General features: G+C 64.1%; 13 protein-coding genes. 10 read left to right on the top strand and 3 right to left on the bottom strand.

The window, feature by feature from the left end; all coding sequences use genetic code 11:
- Positions 1–72: 72 nt before the first annotated feature.
- Positions 73–1,560, bottom strand: a complete 1,488-nt coding sequence (locus IEV62_RS05890) for a glycoside hydrolase family 125 protein (RefSeq protein WP_188445938.1) — start codon at positions 1,558–1,560, stop codon at positions 73–75.
- Positions 1,561–1,812: 252 nt separating this feature from the next.
- Between IEV62_RS05890 and IEV62_RS05895 the strand changes: the two genes are divergently transcribed.
- From IEV62_RS05895 to IEV62_RS05915, 5 genes are all read left to right on the top strand, one after another.
- The gene (locus IEV62_RS05895; protein ID WP_188445939.1) at positions 1,813–4,611 is read left to right on the top strand and encodes a TonB-dependent receptor; all 2,799 of its coding nucleotides are present in this window, start codon (positions 1,813–1,815) and stop codon (positions 4,609–4,611) included.
- Positions 4,612–4,689: 78 nt separating this feature from the next.
- Entirely contained in the window at positions 4,690–5,538 is an 849-nt protein-coding gene (locus IEV62_RS05900) for a glycoside hydrolase family 16 protein (protein WP_188445940.1), read from the top strand.
- A gap of 74 nt (positions 5,539–5,612) precedes the next feature.
- Complete coding sequence (locus tag IEV62_RS05905) at positions 5,613–8,078, top strand: glycoside hydrolase family 3 protein (RefSeq protein ID WP_229732844.1); 2,466 nt, start codon at positions 5,613–5,615, stop codon at positions 8,076–8,078.
- 78 nt (positions 8,079–8,156) lie between these two features.
- Positions 8,157–9,209, top strand: coding sequence for a LacI family DNA-binding transcriptional regulator (locus IEV62_RS05910; RefSeq protein ID WP_188445941.1), 1,053 nt, complete (start codon positions 8,157–8,159; stop codon positions 9,207–9,209).
- A 44-nt stretch (positions 9,210–9,253) separates the two neighbouring features.
- Complete coding sequence (locus tag IEV62_RS05915; protein ID WP_268234230.1) at positions 9,254–10,453, top strand: MFS transporter; 1,200 nt, start codon at positions 9,254–9,256, stop codon at positions 10,451–10,453.
- 28 nt (positions 10,454–10,481) lie between these two features.
- On the opposite strand, the gene IEV62_RS05920 is transcribed toward IEV62_RS05915, so the two are convergent.
- Complete coding sequence (locus tag IEV62_RS05920) at positions 10,482–12,530, bottom strand: amidohydrolase family protein (RefSeq protein WP_188445943.1); 2,049 nt, start codon at positions 12,528–12,530, stop codon at positions 10,482–10,484.
- A 144-nt stretch (positions 12,531–12,674) separates the two neighbouring features.
- Positions 12,675–14,684, bottom strand: a complete 2,010-nt coding sequence (locus IEV62_RS05925; RefSeq protein WP_188445944.1) for a putative bifunctional diguanylate cyclase/phosphodiesterase — start codon at positions 14,682–14,684, stop codon at positions 12,675–12,677.
- Between the two features lie 190 nt (positions 14,685–14,874).
- On the opposite strand from IEV62_RS05925, the gene IEV62_RS05930 reads away from it, so the two are divergent.
- From IEV62_RS05930 to xylA, 5 genes are all read left to right on the top strand, one after another.
- Positions 14,875–15,267: a DUF2147 domain-containing protein gene (locus tag IEV62_RS05930; protein WP_188445945.1), complete on the top strand. Its 393-nt coding sequence runs from the start codon at positions 14,875–14,877 to the stop codon at positions 15,265–15,267.
- A 208-nt stretch (positions 15,268–15,475) separates the two neighbouring features.
- Positions 15,476–15,931, top strand: a complete 456-nt coding sequence (locus IEV62_RS05935) for a metal-dependent hydrolase (RefSeq protein WP_188445946.1) — start codon at positions 15,476–15,478, stop codon at positions 15,929–15,931.
- Between the two features lie 112 nt (positions 15,932–16,043).
- On the top strand, positions 16,044–17,114 hold the full coding sequence (locus IEV62_RS05940; RefSeq protein ID WP_188445947.1) for a glycoside hydrolase family 43 protein: 1,071 nt from the start codon (positions 16,044–16,046) through the stop codon (positions 17,112–17,114).
- 7 nt (positions 17,115–17,121) lie between these two features.
- Positions 17,122–18,582 (top strand): xylulokinase, encoded by a 1,461-nt coding sequence (xylB, locus tag IEV62_RS05945; protein WP_188445948.1) that lies wholly within the window; start codon positions 17,122–17,124, stop codon positions 18,580–18,582.
- On the top strand, positions 18,579–19,889 hold the full coding sequence (xylA, locus tag IEV62_RS05950; RefSeq protein WP_188445949.1) for a xylose isomerase: 1,311 nt from the start codon (positions 18,579–18,581) through the stop codon (positions 19,887–19,889). The genes xylB and xylA overlap by 4 nt, the downstream gene beginning before the upstream one ends.
- Positions 19,890–19,932: the final 43 nt, after the last annotated feature.

Raw genomic sequence — 19,932 nt, forward strand, 5'->3', positions numbered from 1 at the left:
GCCTGTGGCAGCAGGCCCACGAGTCGTCGCCTGAGCATTTTTCGCTATGTCACGGAACCCTCGTCGTAAGACTTACAGTCGTTCGAAAATCGTCGGATGCTCGTCCGCGATCTTCAACACAAGCGCGCCGAACAAACCATTGGCCCAGGCGAACCACGCCCGAGAATAGCGCGTGGGATCGTCGCTATCGAAGGATTCGTGCATGAAACCCGTGCCGCCGTCGCTTGCAATCAAATGCCGCAAGGTGGTTTCGATTTCTACTTCGTCGGTACTGGTCAGGCCGCGCATGATGATGGCGAGCGGCCAGATAGAGCCCGCTTCGGTGTGCAGGCTGCCAATGCCATCGGCCGCACGACCGCGATAATACCACGGATTATCCGCGCTGAGCAGCATCGCACGGGTGTTGCGGTAGACCGGGTCATCGGCGGTGCAATACCCCAGATAGGGCGCAGCGATCAGGCTCGGGGCGTTGGCATCATCCATGATCACCCGGCCACCATAGCCATCAACTTCGAACGCGAAGACGCGGCCGTGGCGGGGATGATCAACGACGGCGTACTCTTTGATCGCAGCATCGACCTCATCCGCCAAAGCACGCGCGGACGCCGCGAACGCCGCGTCCGCGGCGATGGCCTGATGCATCTCGGCGAGTTGGCGAAGCCCGACCACCGCCATCATGTTCGACGGGATCAGGAACGGGAAGATGCAGGCGTCGTCGGACGGGCGGAACAGCGAGGCGATCAGGCCGACCGGTCGCGTCGGCGCGCCATAGCCGGCATTGGGCGCGGTATCCTGCGCGCGATCGGTCACCCGTTGGAACCGATAGGGGCCAAGCCCCGCTTTGCGCTGCATGACGCGGAAGGTATCGACGATCGATTTGCTCGCGCGGCGCCAATCCGTGTCGAAACAGCTGACATCGCCAGTCGCCTTCCAAAACCGATATGCCAATCGCACGGTGTAGCAGAGCGAATCGACCTCGAATTTGCGCTCGTGCAATTCGGGCTTCATCTCGGTCCGGTCGTTTGCCCAGGGCGAGCCGGTCGGCCTGCGATTGAAGGCATTGGCATAGGGATCGATCAGCACGCAGCGGGTCTGACGATTGATGACGCCCGCGATCAGCTGCCGAAGCGGCGCATCCGCTGCTGCGAAGCGCAGATACGGCTCGACCTGCGCCGCACTGTCGCGCAGCCACATCGCGTCGATATCGCCGGTGATGACGAACGTGTCGGGCCGCCCATCGATCGTGTCGAGAAAGACCGTGGTGTCGAGCGTGTTGGGATAGCAATTGTCGAACAGCGTCGCGAGCCGCTGCGGATTGCCGGGGCGATCGAGCAAAGCGTGCATCCGCGCGACGGCGGCGTCGACCGACGCGCTGCGGAAGCGCCGCAACGCCGGTTGCGGACGCCCTTTGGCAAGGGGGTTGGACAGCGCCCGATGGTCGGTCGCAGCAGCGCCACCCGGCAAGGCCACCGCCCCAACCGCCGCAGCAGCAAGGCCGACCAGCGTTCTGCGCAACACCCCATCCGGAGAGTCGATCGTTGTCGCCCGGTCGATCGTCATCGCGGAAAGATCCTCCCTTGCCGGTTTGTAAATCATGGCAGCGTGCCCAGCATGACTCAAGCGGCGTGGTCGGCCGTCGGTCGCGTGGTGCCGACCGCACCGCCTAAAGCCCGTATTGCCCGATCCGTCGCCGGAAAATAGCAGACTTGTTCGAGCGAGAAAGGCCCCGACTTTGGGATTGTGAACCTTCACAAATTGGGGCATCTACACGTCACATCGTTTCGCAGAATTCGATATTTAGGGGAGAGGGCTATGAACACGCACCGTTATCTGTTGTTGGCTGGAGTCGCCAGTCTGGTGCTCGGCGCGCCGGCTTACGCACAGGACGCGCCAGCCAAACCGGCCGATCAACCGACCGAGGCGACCGCCGACAAGCCCGCGAAGGAAGACCCCAACGACATCGTTGTGACGGCCGAGCGCCGTCCACAATCGCTGCAAAGCTATGCCGGGACTGCAGCGGTGCTGTCCCCGACGCAATTGGCCAAGGTCGGCATCGTCAATATCGAGAATCTGAACGACACGCTGCCGGGTCTGCGCGTGCAGAATTTCAACGGCGCGATCGACATCGCGTTGCGCGGGATCGGCACCAACCAGAATACCGAGCTTGGCGATCCCAACGTCGCGACGCATTTCGATGACGTCTATGTCCCGCGCGTGCAGGGGCTCGCAAACTCCTATTTCGACTTGAAGGCGGTCGAGGTGAATTTCGGGCCGCAGGGCACCTTGCGCGGGCGCAACGCCTCGGGCGGGTCGCTCAACTTCATCTCCTTCGCGCCCGAGCTCGGCAAATTTGTCGGCGTGATGGAAGTGGGTGCGGGGAACTTCAACCAGGCCAGCATCCGCGGCGTGTTCAACGTGCCGCTGGGCGACCATCTCGCGTTTCGCGTGTCGGGCAGCGCCGACCGGCACGGTTCCTATTACCGCAATGTCGGGCGCTTTCCGCAAGTCGCAGCCCCCTATGCCGACAATAATCGCGGCGTGCGCGCGCAATTGCTCTGGGAGCCGACGACGCGGCTCAGCATCCTGATCGCTGGCGATTACAACAAGCAGGATTCGACCGGGTTCAACGGGTCGAATTATTCCAAGTTCCTCGATCCGGCCACGGTGGGTGGGTTCGCCAATGCCGTCAATTCGGTCAAGAATCCGCGTGACATCATCACCGGGCCGCTGGGCGAGCAATATTCGACCGAGCATTCGGGCATCCGTGCCCGCGTCACCTACAAAACCGACGGGCTGTTCAACGTCCAATATATCGGCAGCCATCGCGATTTGCGCACCGCATCGGACGGTGCGGGTCCGGCGAGCGTCGCCTATCCCGGTTTCGAGCAGGATTTCTACGGTATCGGCGGAACTGCCGCGCAACAGGCGGTCGGGGCCGAACGGTCTGACAATTACGGTCGAGGCCTTGGGCGCGGTGGCTCCTTTTCGGATTTCCACGAGTTGCGCTTCTTCAACGATTCCGAACCGCTGAAATATTCGGTCGGCGGCAATTATTTCAACGAGCGCCAGCGCACCCTCGCCACCTCGGTCGCCGATTATAACTCGTTCTTCCAGGGGCAGGAATTCAACACCAAGACTAAGAGCGAGACCTACGCCTTTTACGGCGACGCGACCTATTCGGTAACGTCGAAACTGCGCGTTACCGGTGGCCTTCGCTACACCGACGACAGCAAATCGCGCACGGGTGTGATCTCGCGGCTGTTCTTCGGCGGCGGTGCGGCCGATTTCAACTGCTGCGGCTATTTCCGGCTTGGAACGCCTGGTTTCGAATTCAACACCAACCGCACGATCTTCGATGTCGCGCGCAATCCCGCGGGCGACCCGCTACCGGGCGCGGCGCTGGCCTTCTTCCTCGATGGCGTGAAATCGTTCGGCGCGCGCGACACGATCCCGATCGCCTTTGCCGATGCGATCGCGCGGCTCCGCGCCAATCCGGCGCTGGCCAATGACCCCAATTTCGGCTTTGCCAATGGCGCGGGCTGCATCAATTCGGCGACCAATCCGGGCTATGTCTGCCGCGCAGACGGCACGTTCACCTACAATTTCATCGCGCACACGATCAACAATCAGGCGTCGCAAATCCGCACCAATTTCATCGATTGGCGTGGGCGGCTGGAATATGATCTGACCGACGACAATCTGGTCTACGGGCTCGTCTCGAGCGGGCACAAGGCCGCCAGCTTCAACGACAATCTCGGGTCGCTCGGGCCGGCACCGTATTTCCGGCCGGAAAAGGTCACGTTGTTCGAACTGGGTACCAAAAACGCGTTCACCATCGGGGGGCGCAAGGCGGTGCTCAACCTCTCGGCCTTCTACAACGACTATAAGGACCAGCAGCTCACCGCGTTGCTCGGCGTCACCTCGATCGTCGCGCAGTTGCGCAGCAACCCCAACGACCCCAACAGCCCGCTGGTCAACGTAAGCGGGCCGCAGAATGTGCCGAACGGGTTCAGCCAAAATCAGGTCGTGGCCTTCACCTACAATGCCGCCAATAGCGAGACGTACGGCATTCAGGGGAGCGGATCGATCATTCTGCCGGCCCGCTTCAAATTGGGGGCCGATTTTCTGTGGCTGGAAGGGCGGATCAAGGACGCCGCACCGGTGCAGGATTTCCGCTTTCAGGCGGATGTCGCCGGGGGCGTCGATTCGCAGGCCCGACCGATCGCCGGTCGACGGCTGCCCTATACGCCGCGCTTTCAGCTGAATGCCTCGCTCGCCAAGATCATTCCCGTGGGCGGGCCGCTCGGCGGCTCGTTCGACGGGCTGATCAGCGTATCGTGGCGCTCGTCGAGCTTCGCGACGATCTTCAACTCGATCGACTTCAATCCGCCCGCTGCCGGGCCGCGCGAGTCACTCAACGACCGCATTCCGTCTTATTATCTGGTCAATATGGCGGTCGGGTATACGCACGGCAATCTTCGGCTCGAGGCGTATGTGAACAACCTCTTCGACAACACCGTCGCGGCGGGGCTGCTCGTCAACCAGTTCAACAACACGCGGTTCTTCACCAACCCGCGGCTGGCCGGTGGGCGCTTGCGGATTACGTTCTGACGCCTGGTAGCGCGGGCGGCCGGTATCGGTCGTCCGCCGCTATCGCTCTACCGTTTGCCCGCGCTTTGGAGATACGTCATGCCGAATGCCCTGCGCCGTTCCTCGCTGGCCGCCCTTCTCCTCGGCACGCTGATCTCGACTGCGGCGCAGGCCGAGCCGGTTGTTCCGGCCGACTATAAACTCGTCTGGGCGGACGAGTTTGCAGTCGACGGACTGCCCGACGATCGCAAATGGGCGTACGATACCGATCGGAACGCGCTCGGGTGGCACAATAATGAGAAGCAATATTATGCCGATCACCGTGCAGAAAATGCGCGCGTCGAGAATGGCACGCTGATCATCGAAGCCCGCGCCGACGCGGATGCGATCAGCAAGCTGCCCGATTGGGGCAAGCAACGCTACAGCTCGGCGCGGCTGCGCACGCTCGGCACGGCGAGCTGGACCTATGGCGCGGTCGAAGTCCGCGCCAAGCTTCCCTGCGGCGTCGGTAGCTGGCCGGCGATCTGGATGCTGCCCGACGACAAGACGGTGCCATGGCCCGACAGCGGCGAAATCGACATTATGGAGCATGTCGGGTTCGATCCGGGCAAGGTCCATTTCTCGCTCCACACCAAGGCCGCCAATTTCATCCTGCATACCGAAAAGACCGCGTTCAAATCGGTCCCGACCGCCTGCACCGAAATGCATCGCTACCAACTGTCGTGGACGCCCAATCTGATCGTGATGGGGGTCGATGACGTGCGCGGTTTCAGTTTCAAGAAGCCGAGCATGAAGCGCTCAGATTGGCCGTTCGACGGGCCGTTCCACATTCTGCTCAACCTCGCGATCGGCGGCGATTGGGGCGGCCAGAAGGGCGTCGACGACGCTGCATTCCCGCAGCGGATGGAGGTCGATTATGTTCGCGTGTACCAGAAATCGGGGTCGTAATGCGTAACGTGCCGTTGGTTCGACGTCTCCCGCTCCTCGCACTCTGCGCCGTCCTGGCAACAGGGAGCGCGGTCTTGCTATCCCCGACCTTCGCCGAACCGGCGCGCGCGCAAACGACGCCCGAGCGCGCGATCGACGCGCGCGTCGCGGCGATCCTGGCGGGCATGTCGCTCGATCAGAAGATCGCGCAGGTGGTGATGCCCGATACGGCGAGCTTCAGCGCGGCCGACATGACGCAATATCGCTTCGGCAGCTATTTGAGCGGCGGCAATTCGGGACCGGGCGGCGACGAGCGCGCGCCGCCCGAACGCTGGCTGGCGCTGGCCGACGCCAATTGGGACGCCGCGATGGCGCCGCGCGCCGATGGCCGCGCGCCGATCCCGACGCTCTGGGCGATCGATGCGCTGCATGGCCACAACAATATCGTCGGGGCGACGCTGTTCCCGCACAATATCGGGCTGGGTGCGACGCGAGATCCAGAATTGGTGCGCGCGATCGGCGCTGCCACCGCCACTGAAATCGCGGTCACCGGCATCGACTGGACCTTCGCGCCGACGCTGGCGGTGGTGCGCGATCCGCGCTGGGGTCGCACCTATGAAAGCTATTCCGAACGCCCCGATGTCGTCGCGGCGATGGCGGGGGCAATGGTCGAAGGGCTGCAAGGCACGCCCGGAACCCCGGGCTTTCTCGGCCCCGACAAGGTGATCGCGACCGCCAAGCATTTCCTGGGCGATGGCGGCACCGGCGGAAAGGATCAGGGAAATACGGTCGCATCCGAGGCCGACCTGCGTCGCATCCACGCAGCAGGATATATCCCGGCAATCGCGGCAGGCGTGCAAACCGTGATGGCCTCCTTTTCCAGCGTCAACGGCGTGAAGCTGCACGGCGACAAGGCGCATTTGACTGGCTATTTGCGCGGCGGGCCTGGCGTCCACGGGCTTGGTTTCAAGGGTCTGGTCGTGGGTGATTGGAACGGTCATGGCCAGGTGCCGGGCTGTTCCGTCGCCAGCTGCGCCGCATCGTTCAATGCCGGGCTCGACATCTTCATGGCCCCCGACAGCTGGAAACCGCTGCTGGCGGCCACCACCGCGCAAGTGAAATCGGGCGAAATCAGCATGGCGCGGCTCGACGAGGCGGTGCGACGCATCCTCCGGGTAAAGCTTGCGGCCGGATTGTTTGAAAAGGGCCGCCCCTCGTCGCGCCCCTTGGCGGGCAAGGTCGAGTTGCTCGCCAGCGCCGATCACCGTGCACTGGCGCGCCGCGCGGTGCGCGAATCGCTCGTTTTGCTCAAGAACAATGGCAATCTGTTGCCGCTCAAGCCTGCGCAAACCGTGCTGGTGGCGGGCGATGGCGCCGACTCTGTCGCGATGCAATCGGGCGGCTGGACGATCAGTTGGCAAGGCGGCGGCGATCTGACCAAGGCCGATTTCCCGCACGCCCAGTCGATCTACGGCGGCATCGACGAAACGGTCCGCGCCGCAGGCGGACGCGCCACGCTGTCGGTCGATGGCAGCTTCACCGCCAAGCCCGATGCCGCGATCGTCGTGTTCGGCGAAAAACCCTATGCCGAATTCATGGGCGACCTCGACACGCTCGAATTCCACGACGATTATAAAAGCTACAAGACGATGCAGCGATTGCGCGCCGCCGGTGTGCCGGTCGTGGCGGTTTTCCTCTCGGGGCGTCCGATGTGGGTCAACCCGGAGATCAACGCCGCGGACGCCTTTGTCGCCGCTTTCCTGCCGGGCAGCGAAGGCGGCGGCGTGGCCGATGTGCTTTTCGCAAAGCCCGACGGGTCGGTCGCCAACGACTTTCGCGGGAAATTGTCGTTCAGCTGGCCAAACGGACCGATGCCGGCGAAGCTCGAGACGCCACGCGATCCCGGGACGCTGTTCCCGTTCGGCTACGGTTTGCGCTTTGCCGACCACAATGTGGTGCGACCGCTGCGCGAAACGGCCCCGATCGGCCAAGTCGTCAATACGCGAATCGCGATCCTCGGGCGCGCGGGGCTGCCCGCCGCGTGGAGCATGTCGCTGACCGAGGCGGGGTCGCCGCCGGTTCCGATCAGTAGCAATGCCGGTCAAAGTCAGTCGGGCGCGCTGGTCCTGCGCGGGATCGATCGCGACCGGCAAGAGGATGCAAGGCTTGCGACGTGGCGCGGCGTGACAAACGCGCGGGTCGCGGTCACCGCCACCCGGTCGCTCGATCTGTCGGCGGCGGGGCAGGCGCTGGTGATCGATTTACGCGTCATCGCCAAACCCACGGGCAAGGTGATGATCGGCGTGAGACCTGCGGTCGCGGCGGGGGACAAGGTGCCCGACGGCCTGTTCGCCGACGTCACGGCGCTCTTGACCAACGGCCCCGGCACATGGCGCACGGTGTCGATCCCGCTGCGCTGTCTCGGCCCGCGCGCGGCCCTCCGCGCGGTCGATACGCCGTTCGTCATCGAAACGGCGGGGCGCCTGTCGCTCGCCCTATCGGACATTCGGCTCGCGCCAGCGAGCGGAATGGTATTGCACTGCCCGACACAATCCCGCTGAACATGCCTTGAGCCGCGCTCCGGATTGGGGGATAGGCTGCGCGTCCGCGACGGTGCCGACAGGATTTTTAAGCACGTAATGGCTAAAGGCAGCGGACTGACGATCGAAGACGTGGCGCTGGCCGCTGGCGTTTCGCGTCAAACCGTGTCGCGCGTGCTCAATAACGGGCCAAGCGTGCGGCCCGTGGTCCGCGAACGGATTCTCGCGGCGATCGAGGACTTGGGTTATGTGCCCAGCCTTGCCGCACGCCGCATGGGCAGCGGCAAGTCCTTTCTGATCCTCGCGATCAACGACCGCGCCCGCACGATCGAGAATTGGACGGCGGGGCGCGGCAATGACTGGGTCGATCAGATGCTGCACGGCGGGATGCTGACCTGCGAAGCACTTGGCTATCACTTGCTGTTCGAGCTGGTCGATACCCAACCGGCTTTGGCGATCAAGGCATTGGATGGCGCGCTGTCATCGCTGCGCCCCGATGGCGTGATCCTGACCCCGCCGCACAGCGAGAATCCCGAACTCGCAGCGCTCCTGACCAAGCGCGGAATCCCGTTTGGCCGCATGGGATCGTCCTCGCGCCATGACGACGGTATCAACGTCTTCATGAGCGATCATGCCGCAGCAGTCGCCGCAGTGGAACATCTGGTCGCGCTCGATCACCGCCGCATCGCCTTCATATCCGGCAGCGCGCAATATGCTGTCTCTGACGCGCGCGAGCGCGGATATGTCGACGGCCTTGCGGCGGCGGGCCTGTCGGTTGCCGACGGCTATATCCAGCATGGTGACTTCTCGTTTGCATCGGGGGCGCAGGCGATGGAGCGGATCCTGGCGCTGCGCGATCTTCCGAGCGCCGTGATCGTCAGCAACGATGAAATGGCGTTTGCGGTGCTGCATGTCGCCGCCAATGCCGGAATCGCGGTTCCGGGTGCCCTGTCGGTGGTCAGCTTTGACGATACGCCCGGGGTGCGCTTCAGCATGCCGCCGCTGACCGCGATCCGCCAGCCGATCTCAGCGCTCGCCGCAGCGCTATGTACCAAGCTGATCCGCGCGCACGGCGGCGATGATCTGAACGGGGATTACGTGCTGCCGTTCGAGCTGATCGAGCGCCAGAGTACCGCACGCTGCCCAGCGTAATCCCCCAGCGCGTCCCGACGCCCACCGCCTTTACGATTTGCTATGTGCTGGCGATGTTCGGTGCATTTACCGCGTTCATGCCGCTTTTTGCGCTGATCCTGCCCCAGAAGGTTGCGACCTTGCCCGATCTGGCCGGTGGTGCCGCCGTGCAGACGTTGAGCTGGATTTTGGTGGCGGGAGGGGTCGCGGCGGGCAGTGGCAACATCGTGGCGGGCGCAATCAGCGATGCGCTGTTCCGGCATACGCGCAGCAGACGCTGGCTGATCACGGTCGGCGCCGTCGCATTGGCAGCAAGCCTCGCGGCCTTGGCGGTGGCGGATTCGTTTGCGCAGGTCGTGCTGGCGATCGTGGCGTACCAGCTCGCGCTCAATCTGATGCTGTCGCCGCTGGTCGCGCTGATCGTAGATTACGTTCCCGATCACCAAAAAGGGCGCATGGCGGGGTGGCTCGGTTTGGCACTGCCATTTGGGTCGTTGATGGTGACGGTCTTGACGATCACCGCGCCCGTGGCCCCGGGCGCGAGCACGACCGTCGCGCTGACCATAACCATTCTGGTTGTGCTGGCGCTGGTCGCGCCGCTGATCGTGCTTTGGCCGGTTCCGCCGTTGATCGCACCCGAGACGGCGATGGAGGCCGCCGCGCAAGCGCGGCGGCGCTGGGTGCTGCACGACTTCATCCTGGCGTGGACGGCGCGGCTGCTGGTGCAGTTCGCGGCGGCCGCAATCTGCCCGTACCTCTATTTTTATGTCGCCGATGTCGTCCGTCCCGTCGGGGGCGTGCGCGCGATCGGTGCGGCCGTCGGCGTGCTGGCCTTTACCTTTGCGATACTGTCGGTTGCGGGCGCGCTCTACGTGGGGTGGGTTTCCGATCGACTTGGGCGTCGCCGCGCGCCGCTTGCGATCGCCGCGATTCTCGTTGCTGTAAGCATGGCGATCTTGTCGGTCGCGCCCGGCTGGCCGCTGAGCGTGGCAGCCTATGGCGGGCTCGCGGCGGGGCTGGCAGGATTTTTGGCGATCGACAGCGCGCTGGTGGCGCAGCTGGTTGCCGACAACAGCCGCCGCGCAACGTTGCTTGGCGTCATGAACCTTACCAACACCCTGCCCGGCATTCTCGCGCCAGCCCTGACACTCGTCGTGATTGGCGAGTGGGGCGAGGCATTACCGATGGTCCTGGTGATGCAGGTCGCGGCGGGTGGCGCGCTGGTCGCCGCCTTCTGCGGCAGCCGCCTTCGCACGCTGCGCTGAAGCGGCGGCGCTTTCGGCGCGGCGCCCGCTATTGCGGCATACCGCTCATGCCGCTCGCCGAGCGTAACGTCGCGCCGTCGAGGCGATAGCCGTCGAGGAACACGGTGTGAACGTGGCGCAGGTTCGTGATGTCGGCCGACACATCGCCATCGACCAAAATGACATCGGCGGTCATGCCCGGCGCGATCGACCCGGTGCGGTCGGCCATGCCGGTCATCCGGGCCGGAACGATCGTTGCCGACTGCAGCGCCTCGGCATTGCTGAGTCCGGCTTGCTGATACAATTCGAGTTCGCGAACGAGTTCGAGCCCGGATCCGTCGGTGCCCGCGACGATCCGCACGCCCGCCTGGTGCAATTTGCCGACCAGACCGACCATCTTGGCGAAGCTCTTGCGGAAATCCTCACGCGTGACGCCGTCGAACAGCGGGTAGCCAGCGATCTTCCACCCGCGCACGACCGCGGGCGGCGCAACCGTGGCAAACGGCGCATATTCGGGCGAGATCGCGCTGCCGTCCGATGTCATCAGCGGTTCCCAGACCGTGAGCGTGGGATCGATGATCGTCTTGCGCTGCGCCAATTCCCGATAGAACGCCGTCATCGCGGGCGAATCGAGATCGACGTCCTTGCCATATTTGGCGGGCCCCTCGAGCCGGGCGGCGGTGTTGGCCTTGTCCACCACCGCCTGCGGCATCGCTTGCATCATGATGAAATTGATATGCGTGATCTCGTCATAACCGGCGCGCACCGCCTCGAGCGGACGCATCCCCGCCGGCACATGGCCGTGGACGTGCAGGCCGAGTCGGTGCGCCTCGGCGGCGGCAGGCGCGATCCAGGCCGGATTCATCGAGGTGTAGAATTTGACGCCCCACAGGCCCGCCGCCTTGATCTTGTCGACCGCCGCAATCGCTTCGTCGGCCGAAGACACGGTCAGCGCGCCTTGCGCCGCGAGCGGATCCTTCCGATCGATGATGACCGAAACCTTGCCATCGGGCGCGATCAGGTCGCCGGCCGCGCGGCGCTTGAAGATGTCGCGCGATTCATCGATCATCGATCCCGGGCTGCGATAGTTGGTCATGCCAGTCGCGACGTTCTGCAGCAGGTTCCAGTCGTCCCCGCCGATATGCTGATGCGAATCCCATAGCCCAGGCGACAGCGTCTTGCCGCGCCCGTCGAGCACAACCCCGCCCGCCGGCGTCGGGATTGTCCCGCCCGCGCCGACCGCAGCAATCTTGCCACCGGCGATCAGCACCGCGCGATCGGGCAGATAGCGGCCATCGACCGAATCAAACAACAGCACATGGTCGATCAGCGTCGGCGTGCGGTTGGCCGGTTTCAGGAACGTGTGCGCCACCTCGCGCACCATGTCGGCGGTCGCCTTGTCCTGAATGTCCTTCAGCTTCGGGCCGCTCGCCTCATACCCTTCGGGCAGGAAGGACACGATCCCCGCCGCCCCGAACAAGCGGTTGTCGCTGTCGAGCCAAATCGGCGACGGCGAAAAACCATAGCCCTTGATGAAGGCGAGCTTGACCGTATGCGGCCCCGCCGGCCCTTCGATTTGAACCGATTGCCCGATCTCGATCGAGGCGTGCCCGGTCGGCAGCAAATCGACCCCCGCGCTTCCGGCGGCGACCAGCGCGGCGATATCGCTTTCATTGGCGAGCGGCGGACCGCCATAAGTGTTATAGCGCTTGGTGCCGAACGGCGCGGTGCCTTCGTCGACCGCGGTTTTCCATCGCGCCACGCCTTGTGCATCGACGCTGAAGCTTTCCGTTGCATCCCCCGAATCGGTAAAGCCGCGAATCGCGATTGCCGTCGGGCGCTTGTCGGCGGCAAGCGCGACGGTTTCGTCGGTTTCGGTGACCCAGCCGCGCAGCGACATCGACATGCGATAGGCAATGCGTCCGTCGGGCATGCGCCACGACCAGATGTCGCCATGCTTCCCGGCGACCGAACTGATCGTGTAATGCCGCGCGCCCGGCGGCGGCGTCAGCAGCTGTTCCTTCTTGATCGGCTCGGCGGTGGCCGGGAGCGCGGCCGCAGCAGTGGCGAGAAGTACGGCGCAAATCGTCGAACGCATGGTCAAAGCCCCCTGATGCAAGGTCGGCAGAGTGCCAAGGTCGAGCGCGCTTCACAACCTGCGATCGCGTGGTCCGGGATTGCGTCGCCCCTCCGCGCGCGCGTCCCGGCCGCGAGCGTGATCAGCGCGGGCCGCTTCGTCGCCTTAGCTTCGCGCGAGGACGTGGATTGCGGTGCCGCACTCCGACGGCGCGAGGTCGGGCACTGCGGCGATGGGCAAGCGCATGTCATGCCCTTCGAGCACCGACGCGGAAGGACGACCGAAATAATATCCCTGGAACAGGTCGACCCCCATTTCGGAAAGCAGCTTGGCTTGCTCTGCTGTCTCGACCCCTTCAGCCACGACCGAAATCCCGAGCCGCCGCGCAATCAGCACGGTACTTTCGACGACAGCACCGCCCTTGCCGTCCAGCGTGGACATAAACGACTTGTCGATCTTCACCGCGGTCACCGGGAAACTCAACAAGCGCGACAAGGAGGAATACCCCGTCCCGAAATCGTCGATCAGCAACGACACACCGATCGCCCGCAAGCTCTCGATCGAGAAGCGGGTCGCGTCGATATGGTCTTCGGCAAACACCGATTCGGTCACTTCGAGTTCGAGCCGACCGGCGGCGAGGCCGGTCTGTGCGAGAATCTGGGCAACCCGCAAGGCAAAGTCGCTTTCGCGCAGCTGCTTGACCGAGACGTTGACCGCCACAATCGGCGCGTGATCAGGCATGGTCCACGCGACCGCAGCGGCGCAACCGCGCCGCAGCACAAGATCGCCGAGCGCGATGATCCGGTCGGTTTCCTCCGCGATCGGGATGAATTCATCGGGGTTGATCGTCCCCAGCTTTGGATGGTTCCAGCGCGCCAGCGCTTCATAGCCATGGATATTGCCGGTACGCCAATTGAAGATCGGCTGATAATGCAGCACGAGTTGCTCGACCTGGATCGCCTCGGGCAGCGCGCGCGACACGTCGAAGCGCCGTTTCTGAGTGGCGGCATAGGATTCGCGGAAGGTCAGAACCTTGCCACGCCCCTGCCGCTTGACCTCCGCGACGGCGAGGTCGGCTGCAAGGATCAGCGCTTCGTGCGTGCTCGCATCCCCGGGGAACATCGCCAGGCCCGCCGACAGGCCAATCGAGAGGCTGTGTCCATCGATCTGGAAAGGCTGGCTGACCGCGTCGATCAGCGCATCGCCGATCCGTTCGGCCTTGCGAAAGACGTCATTGCCGTGCCCCAGGACGAGAACGAATTCATCCCCGCCCCACCGCGCGAACATCGCATTGTCGGGGATCAGGCCGCTCAGCCGCTCGGTAACCCCGCGAAGGATGCGGTCCCCGACATCATGGCCCATCGCGTCATTGATTTGCTTGAAGCGGTCGAGATCGAGAAACAACGCGGCGGCATCGCGGCCATTGTCGGCGTGAAGGTGTGTGTGCATCCACGCCAGCAATCGACGCCGGTTCGGCAGGCCGGTCAGGCTGTCGGAATTGGCCGCGTCGGCCAGCGCGCTCGTCCGCTCCTCGATCCGGCGTTCGAGGTCGCTATTGAGCATTTGCAAATCGCGGACCAGATCAAGATTCTCATTTTTCAGCACGACGCTGCAACGGATCGCCACGTAATTGCGTTTATGGATGACGATCATAATGATCAGGAACACCAGGCCTAGAATGACCATAACGCCACCTTGATGATCGCTGGCGAACAACAGGATGGAGGCTGGTCCCAGCATCATGGCGATATACAGCCGCCCTTCGCGTAGCAGGCTTGCCATAATCCCGGATCCGCCTGCCGCAAGCGCCGAGATAATGATCGCGACCATATACTCGCTGGAGTTATTCGAGTGGCTTACCAGCAGCGACAGGCCTGCCCACAGCGCTGCAGACAGATACAGTCCGACCGCAAACTGACGCCGCCATCGCGCCGATTGGCGCAGCGTTCCGCCCAGAATGACGCCGCGCGACAGGCGGGCGCTGAGGCCATATCGCAAGAGTACCAGCGTCGCGGCCGTCGCGAACCACCAAACCGCCCAATGCGCGCCGTCAGACCATAAGATGATCGATACGCCACCGCACGCGACGAAATTCATCGCGAGCATTGGCTTCAGATTTTCAAACGCGATCGCCAACAGTTCCCGCTCGACGCTTTCAGGCTCGCGGGCGTGCATTAAAGTCCCCTTCCCTTTCTGCCTGCCGACGACTCAATCGCTTTTGGTCCGACCTTGGCACACGTCGGAAACCGGGTATTCGCTGATGGCCGGGCGATACGATTGAGGCAGCAATGCTGGATCAGTGCCCGGTTCCTCGTCCGCCCACGCTTTGCCTATTATAGCCGACGCCAGCGTAGCTGCGGTTTCGATGCGCGTTTTTTGCGCAAATCGTCGCAGAACAGGCCGCTTCGGTCATGAATATTATCGCTGCGGCCCCGCAATCTGTGGCCGGTTTTCTTGGTTCAAGGCCAGTCACGCGAGCGATGGCGCGCCGCTGGTCGATCGCAAAAATCCCGATCCGAACAAGCAGAAGCGACCGCTGTGCGGAATGGAATTCGTCACCGGTCTCATGCCCGCCCGCGATGGCACGTGGACCAGCGGCAAGATCTATAGCGCAGGGACAGGCGGCTTCTATGATCTCGACATCACCAAGGTCGAGCCCAATCGCCTGACCGAACGCGGATATAAGGGCATGCGCCTCTTCGGAAAAACCTTCACGCTGACGCGCGCCCCAGCCGATCTGCCGCGCTGCAAGCCGTGACCAACGCGCGCTTTCAACTAGGTGAAAGGAATTATCCCGTGATTCACATCATTGAGGGGGCAATCAACCTCGCGTAATTTCTGCTGCCCGCTTGGCTGATTGCTTGGGCCGATCGTCCGCGGCCCGCACGACGTTCGGCGGTAAACTGATGTTCCCGGGACATTTCGCGGCTGGCCTGGCGCTGAAGGTCGCACAACCGCGTGCGCCTATGCTGGGCCTGATGATCGGGGTCGGGGTGCTCGATTTGCTTTTCGGTATTGGCGTGATGCTTGACATCGAAGGCGGAAGCTTCGCCCATTTCGAGACGCCATGGTCGCACTCGCTCGTCATGGCGCTGCTCTGGTCGATGCTTTACGCGGCTTGGTTTCGCGCCCGCGGAATCGGCGTCGCGGCGGCGATGGCGGCGGCGGTCTTCTCGCACTGGCTGCTGGACCTGGTGTCGCACCACCCCGACATGCAGCTCTGGCCGTATTCAACGGTGGAGCTCGGCTATGGAGCGCATTTTGGTGGATTGGGCGGCTGGCTCGAGATGCTGATAACCCTGTGCGGCGTGCTCGCTTACTGTCGCTGGGCATGGCGCCAGCGCGACACCCGGCGCCGATGGGGGATCATCGCGCTGGTGATGGGGGTAGCGCTGACGCTCGAAATCGTCGTCGTCGGGTGATAAGTTTGCCGGAACGAAATCCCCTGCGACGGTACCGCTTGACTGCTTGCGTCGAGAGAATGGTAGCGCTACCTTAAATCCAAGCGCGAACCGGCGCGGTGGGAGAGGTATCATGAAAGGTCGCATCCTTCTCGCGGTCTTGACGCTTGGCGTCGGCTCGCTGGCATTGGCGCAGGATCGCCAGACAAGGTATCTTTCGCAGCCACTTGTGCGCTCAATCTACACCGCCGACCCCTCCGCCCATGTCTTCGCGGGCAAGATCTACGTCTACCCGTCGCACGACGTGCCGACCGACATTCCCGATGACGATCTCGGCAGCGAATATGCGATGCACGATTACCGCGTCCTGCGCATGGACCGGATCGGCGAACCGGTGACGGTCGGCCTGGTAGCGCTCGACGTGAAGGACGTGCCGTGGGCCTCCAAACAGATGTGGGCACCCGACGCCGCCTATCGGAACGGGACCTATTTCCTGTATTTCCCGGCGCGCGACAAGGCCAAGGACAAGCACGGCGTCGGCACCTTCCGGATCGGCGTCGCGACGTCAAAAAATCCGATGGGCCCGTTCAAGGCCGAGCCGCAGCCGATCGCCGGCAGCTATTCGATGGACCCGGCGGTGTTCACCGACAGCGACGGCAAGACCTATATGTATTTCGGCGGCATCTGGGGCGGGCAGCTCCAGCGCTGGGCGACGGGCAGTTTCGATCCAAACGGCAGCGACACCGATCTGCTGCAGGACGACAAGCCCGCTCTGTCGGGCAAAGTCGTGCGGATGAACGCCGACATGAAGAGCTTCGCCGAGGCACCGCGCGATGCGGTGATCCTCGATAGCGACGGCACGCCGGTAAAAGGCGGCGCGCACGACAAACGCTTCTTCGAGGCGTCATGGATGTTCAAGCGCGGCGAGAAATATTATTACACATACTCGACCGGTGACACGCATTTCCTCAATTATGCGATCGGCGACACTCCCTATGGCCCGTTCACCTATCGCGGGCATTTCCTGCTGCCGGTGCAGGGCTGGACGACGCACCATTCGATCATCGCGACCGGTGGGAAATGGTGGCTCTTCTATGCCGACACGCAGCTGAGCAACAAGAACCACTTGCGCAACGTCAAGGTGACGCAAGTGTTCTTCAACCCGGACGGGACGATCAAGCTCATCGATCCGTTCGTGAAATAACGCTGCGATGTTTCTAGGGATCGATATCGGCACGTCGGGCGTCAAGGCGGTCGTGCTCGACACCCACGGCGCGGTGGTCGGCCAGGGCGTTGCCGCGCTGTCCGTCCAGCGGCCCGAGCTCTTATGGTCAGAGCAGGACCCCGACGCCTGGTGGGCGGCGACCGAGGCTGCGGTCCGCGCAATCGATCCCACGATCCGCCGCGCGGTCCGCGGGGTCGGCATTGCCGGGCAGATGCATGGTGCCACGCTGCTCGGCGCGGATGATCGGCCTTTGCGTCCGGCAATCTTGTGGAACGACGGACGCTCGTTCGCCGAATGCGACGCGCTGGAGGCGGAAACGCCCGAATTTGGCACGGTCGGTGGCAACATCGTCATGCCCGGTTTCACCGCGCCGAAACTCGAATGGGTGCGGCGCCACGAGCCGGACGTGTTCGACCGCGTTACGACCGTATTGCTGCCCAAGGATTATGTCCGCCTGCGGATGACCGGCGAGAAGATTTCGGACATGTCGGATTCGGCGGGCACGCTTTGGCTCGACGTGGCGAAGCGCGCCTGGAGCGCCAGCTTGCTCGCCGCATGCGGCCTCTCGGTCGAGCAGATGCCGCGCCTCGTGGAAGGCAGCGCGCTCGGCGGGCGCCTCCGTCCGGACATCGCCGAAACCTGGGGCATGGCCGAGGTTCCCGTCGCGGGCGGCGGCGGCGACAATGCCGCGGGCGCGGCGGGAGTCGGCGTGGTCAGCGACGGCAAGGCGCTCCTCTCGCTCGGCACGTCGGGCGTGATCTTCGTCGCTAACGACCGGTTCCGCCCCAATCCGGCGCGCGCGGTCCATGCCTTTTGCCACTGCCTGCCAGATCTGTGGCACCAGATGTCAGTGCATCTCAGCGCCGCATCGTGTATCGACTGGGTCGCGCGGCTGACCGGCGCAGCGGGCGCAGCCGAACTGTTCGCGCGGGCCGAGGCGGCCGGGGCGGCGAACGGCCCCGAACTGTTCCTCCCCTATCTGTCGGGCGAGCGCACGCCGTACAATGATGCGCAGGTGCGCGGTGCCTTCCTGCAGCTCGACAATGATACCGACCCGGGCCGCCTCGCGCAGGCGGTGCTCGAAGGCGTGGCGTTCGCGCTCGCTGACGGGCTCGATGCCTTGCGCGAAGCGGGGAGCGAGGTCGCCGAACTCGCTGTCATCGGTGGCGGGGCACGATCGCGCTATTGGGGTGAGACGATCGCGGCGGCGATGGACGTGCCGTTGGTCTATCTCCAGGGCGGCGAAGTCGGCCCGGCGCTGGGCGCGGCGCGGCTCGCGCAACTCGCGGTCGATGGCGGATCGCCCGCCGACGTCTGCGTCGCACCGCCCGTCTCGCACGTCATTGCCCCCGACGCGACGCTACGCACGCGGATCGCCCCCAAGCTAGCGGCCTTTCGCGCCGCATATTCCAGAGTCTCCCCCAAGCCCGCGAGGACCGACGCATGACCACCGATTTCTTCGCCGACATTCCCACGATCGCCTATCAGGGCCCCGACGCAGCCGATGAGCTCGCCTATCGCTGGTACGACAAGGACCGCGTCGTGCTGGGCAAGCGGATGGAAGATCACCTCCGCTTCGCGGCGTGCTTCTGGCATACCTTCGGCTGGCCGGGATCCGACGTGTTCGGCGCGGGGACGTTCAACCGCCCGTGGCACGCGGGTGTGAACGACAGTGCGGCCGCCGCGATGAAGCGATCGGTCGCGTTCGACTTTTTCGCCAAGCTCGACATCCCGTATTACTGCTTCCACGATGTCGACGTGATGGCCGAAGCGCACGGCGTGGCGGAACACCGCCGCAACTTCGCCGAAGCGGTCGATCATCTCGAACAATTGCAGGCCACGTCGGGCCGCAAGCTGTTGTGGGGCACCGCCAACCTCTTCGGCCACCCACGCTTCGCCGCCGGTGGCGCGACCAACCCCGATCCGGAGGTGTTCGCGTTCGGCGCGATGCAAGTGCGCGATGCGCTCGAGGCGACGCACCGGCTGGGCGGGCAGAATTACGTGCTGTGGGGCGGCCGCGAAGGCTATGAGACGCTGCAGAACACCGATCTCAAGCGCGAACTCGACAATCTCGGGCGTTTCCTCAGGCTGGTGGTTGAGCACAAGCACAAGATCGGCTTCACCGGCACGATCCTGATCGAGCCCAAGCCGCACGAGCCGACCAAACACCAATATGATTTCGACACCGCCACGGTGTATGGCTTTCTCAAGCGCTACGGCCTGGAAAAGGAGGTCATGGTCAACATCGAGGCGAACCATGCGACGCTCGCGGGGCATACGTTCGAACATGAGATCGCAACCGCCGGCGCGCTCGGCATCTTCGGGTCGATCGACGCTAATCGCGGCGATCACCAGAATGGCTGGGACACCGACCAATTCCCCAATTCGGTCGAGGAAATGACGCTGGCGATGCTCGAAATCCTCCGCGCGGGCGGCTTCACCAGCGGCGGCTTCAATTTCGACGCCAAGGTCCGCCGCCAGTCGATCGACGCGGTCGACCTGTTCCACGGCCATATCGGCGCAATCGACATCGTCGCGCGTGGGCTGCTGTGCGCCGCCGCGCTGATCGAGGACGGTCGGCTCGATACGATCAAGGCCGAGCGCTATGCCGGTTGGGACGGCCCGCTGGGCCAGCAGATCGGGACGCTCGATCTGGGCGGGATCGCCGATCTCGCAGTGGACCACGCCTTCGATCCGCGCCCGCGTTCGGGCCAGCAGGAGCGGATCGAGAATCTCATCAACCGCTTCATCTGAGGCACAACCGCGCTTCTGTCTCGCCTGCGTTGCACATTGCGGC

This window comes from Sphingomonas psychrolutea, assembly GCF_014636175.1.
GTDB classification, from domain to species: domain Bacteria; phylum Pseudomonadota; class Alphaproteobacteria; order Sphingomonadales; family Sphingomonadaceae; genus Sphingomonas; species Sphingomonas psychrolutea.

Excerpts from the sequence above, each read along its gene's own strand:
- IEV62_RS05890 (WP_188445938.1), bottom strand. The coding sequence starts at position 1,560 with ATGACGATCGACCGGGCGACAACGATCGACTCTCCGGATGGGGTGTTG.
- IEV62_RS05895 (WP_188445939.1), top strand. The coding sequence starts at position 1,813 with ATGAACACGCACCGTTATCTGTTGTTGGCTGGAGTCGCCAGTCTGGTG.
- IEV62_RS05900 (WP_188445940.1), top strand. The coding sequence starts at position 4,690 with ATGCCGAATGCCCTGCGCCGTTCCTCGCTGGCCGCCCTTCTCCTCGGC.
- IEV62_RS05910 (WP_188445941.1), top strand. The coding sequence starts at position 8,157 with ATGGCTAAAGGCAGCGGACTGACGATCGAAGACGTGGCGCTGGCCGCT.
- IEV62_RS05920 (WP_188445943.1), bottom strand. The coding sequence starts at position 12,530 with ATGCGTTCGACGATTTGCGCCGTACTTCTCGCCACTGCTGCGGCCGCG.
- IEV62_RS05925 (WP_188445944.1), bottom strand. The coding sequence starts at position 14,684 with ATGCACGCCCGCGAGCCTGAAAGCGTCGAGCGGGAACTGTTGGCGATC.
- IEV62_RS05930 (WP_188445945.1), top strand. The coding sequence starts at position 14,875 with ATGCGCGTTTTTTGCGCAAATCGTCGCAGAACAGGCCGCTTCGGTCAT.
- IEV62_RS05935 (WP_188445946.1), top strand. The coding sequence starts at position 15,476 with ATGCTGGGCCTGATGATCGGGGTCGGGGTGCTCGATTTGCTTTTCGGT.
- IEV62_RS05940 (WP_188445947.1), top strand. The coding sequence starts at position 16,044 with ATGAAAGGTCGCATCCTTCTCGCGGTCTTGACGCTTGGCGTCGGCTCG.
- xylB (WP_188445948.1), top strand. The coding sequence starts at position 17,122 with ATGTTTCTAGGGATCGATATCGGCACGTCGGGCGTCAAGGCGGTCGTG.
- xylA (WP_188445949.1), top strand. The coding sequence starts at position 18,579 with ATGACCACCGATTTCTTCGCCGACATTCCCACGATCGCCTATCAGGGC.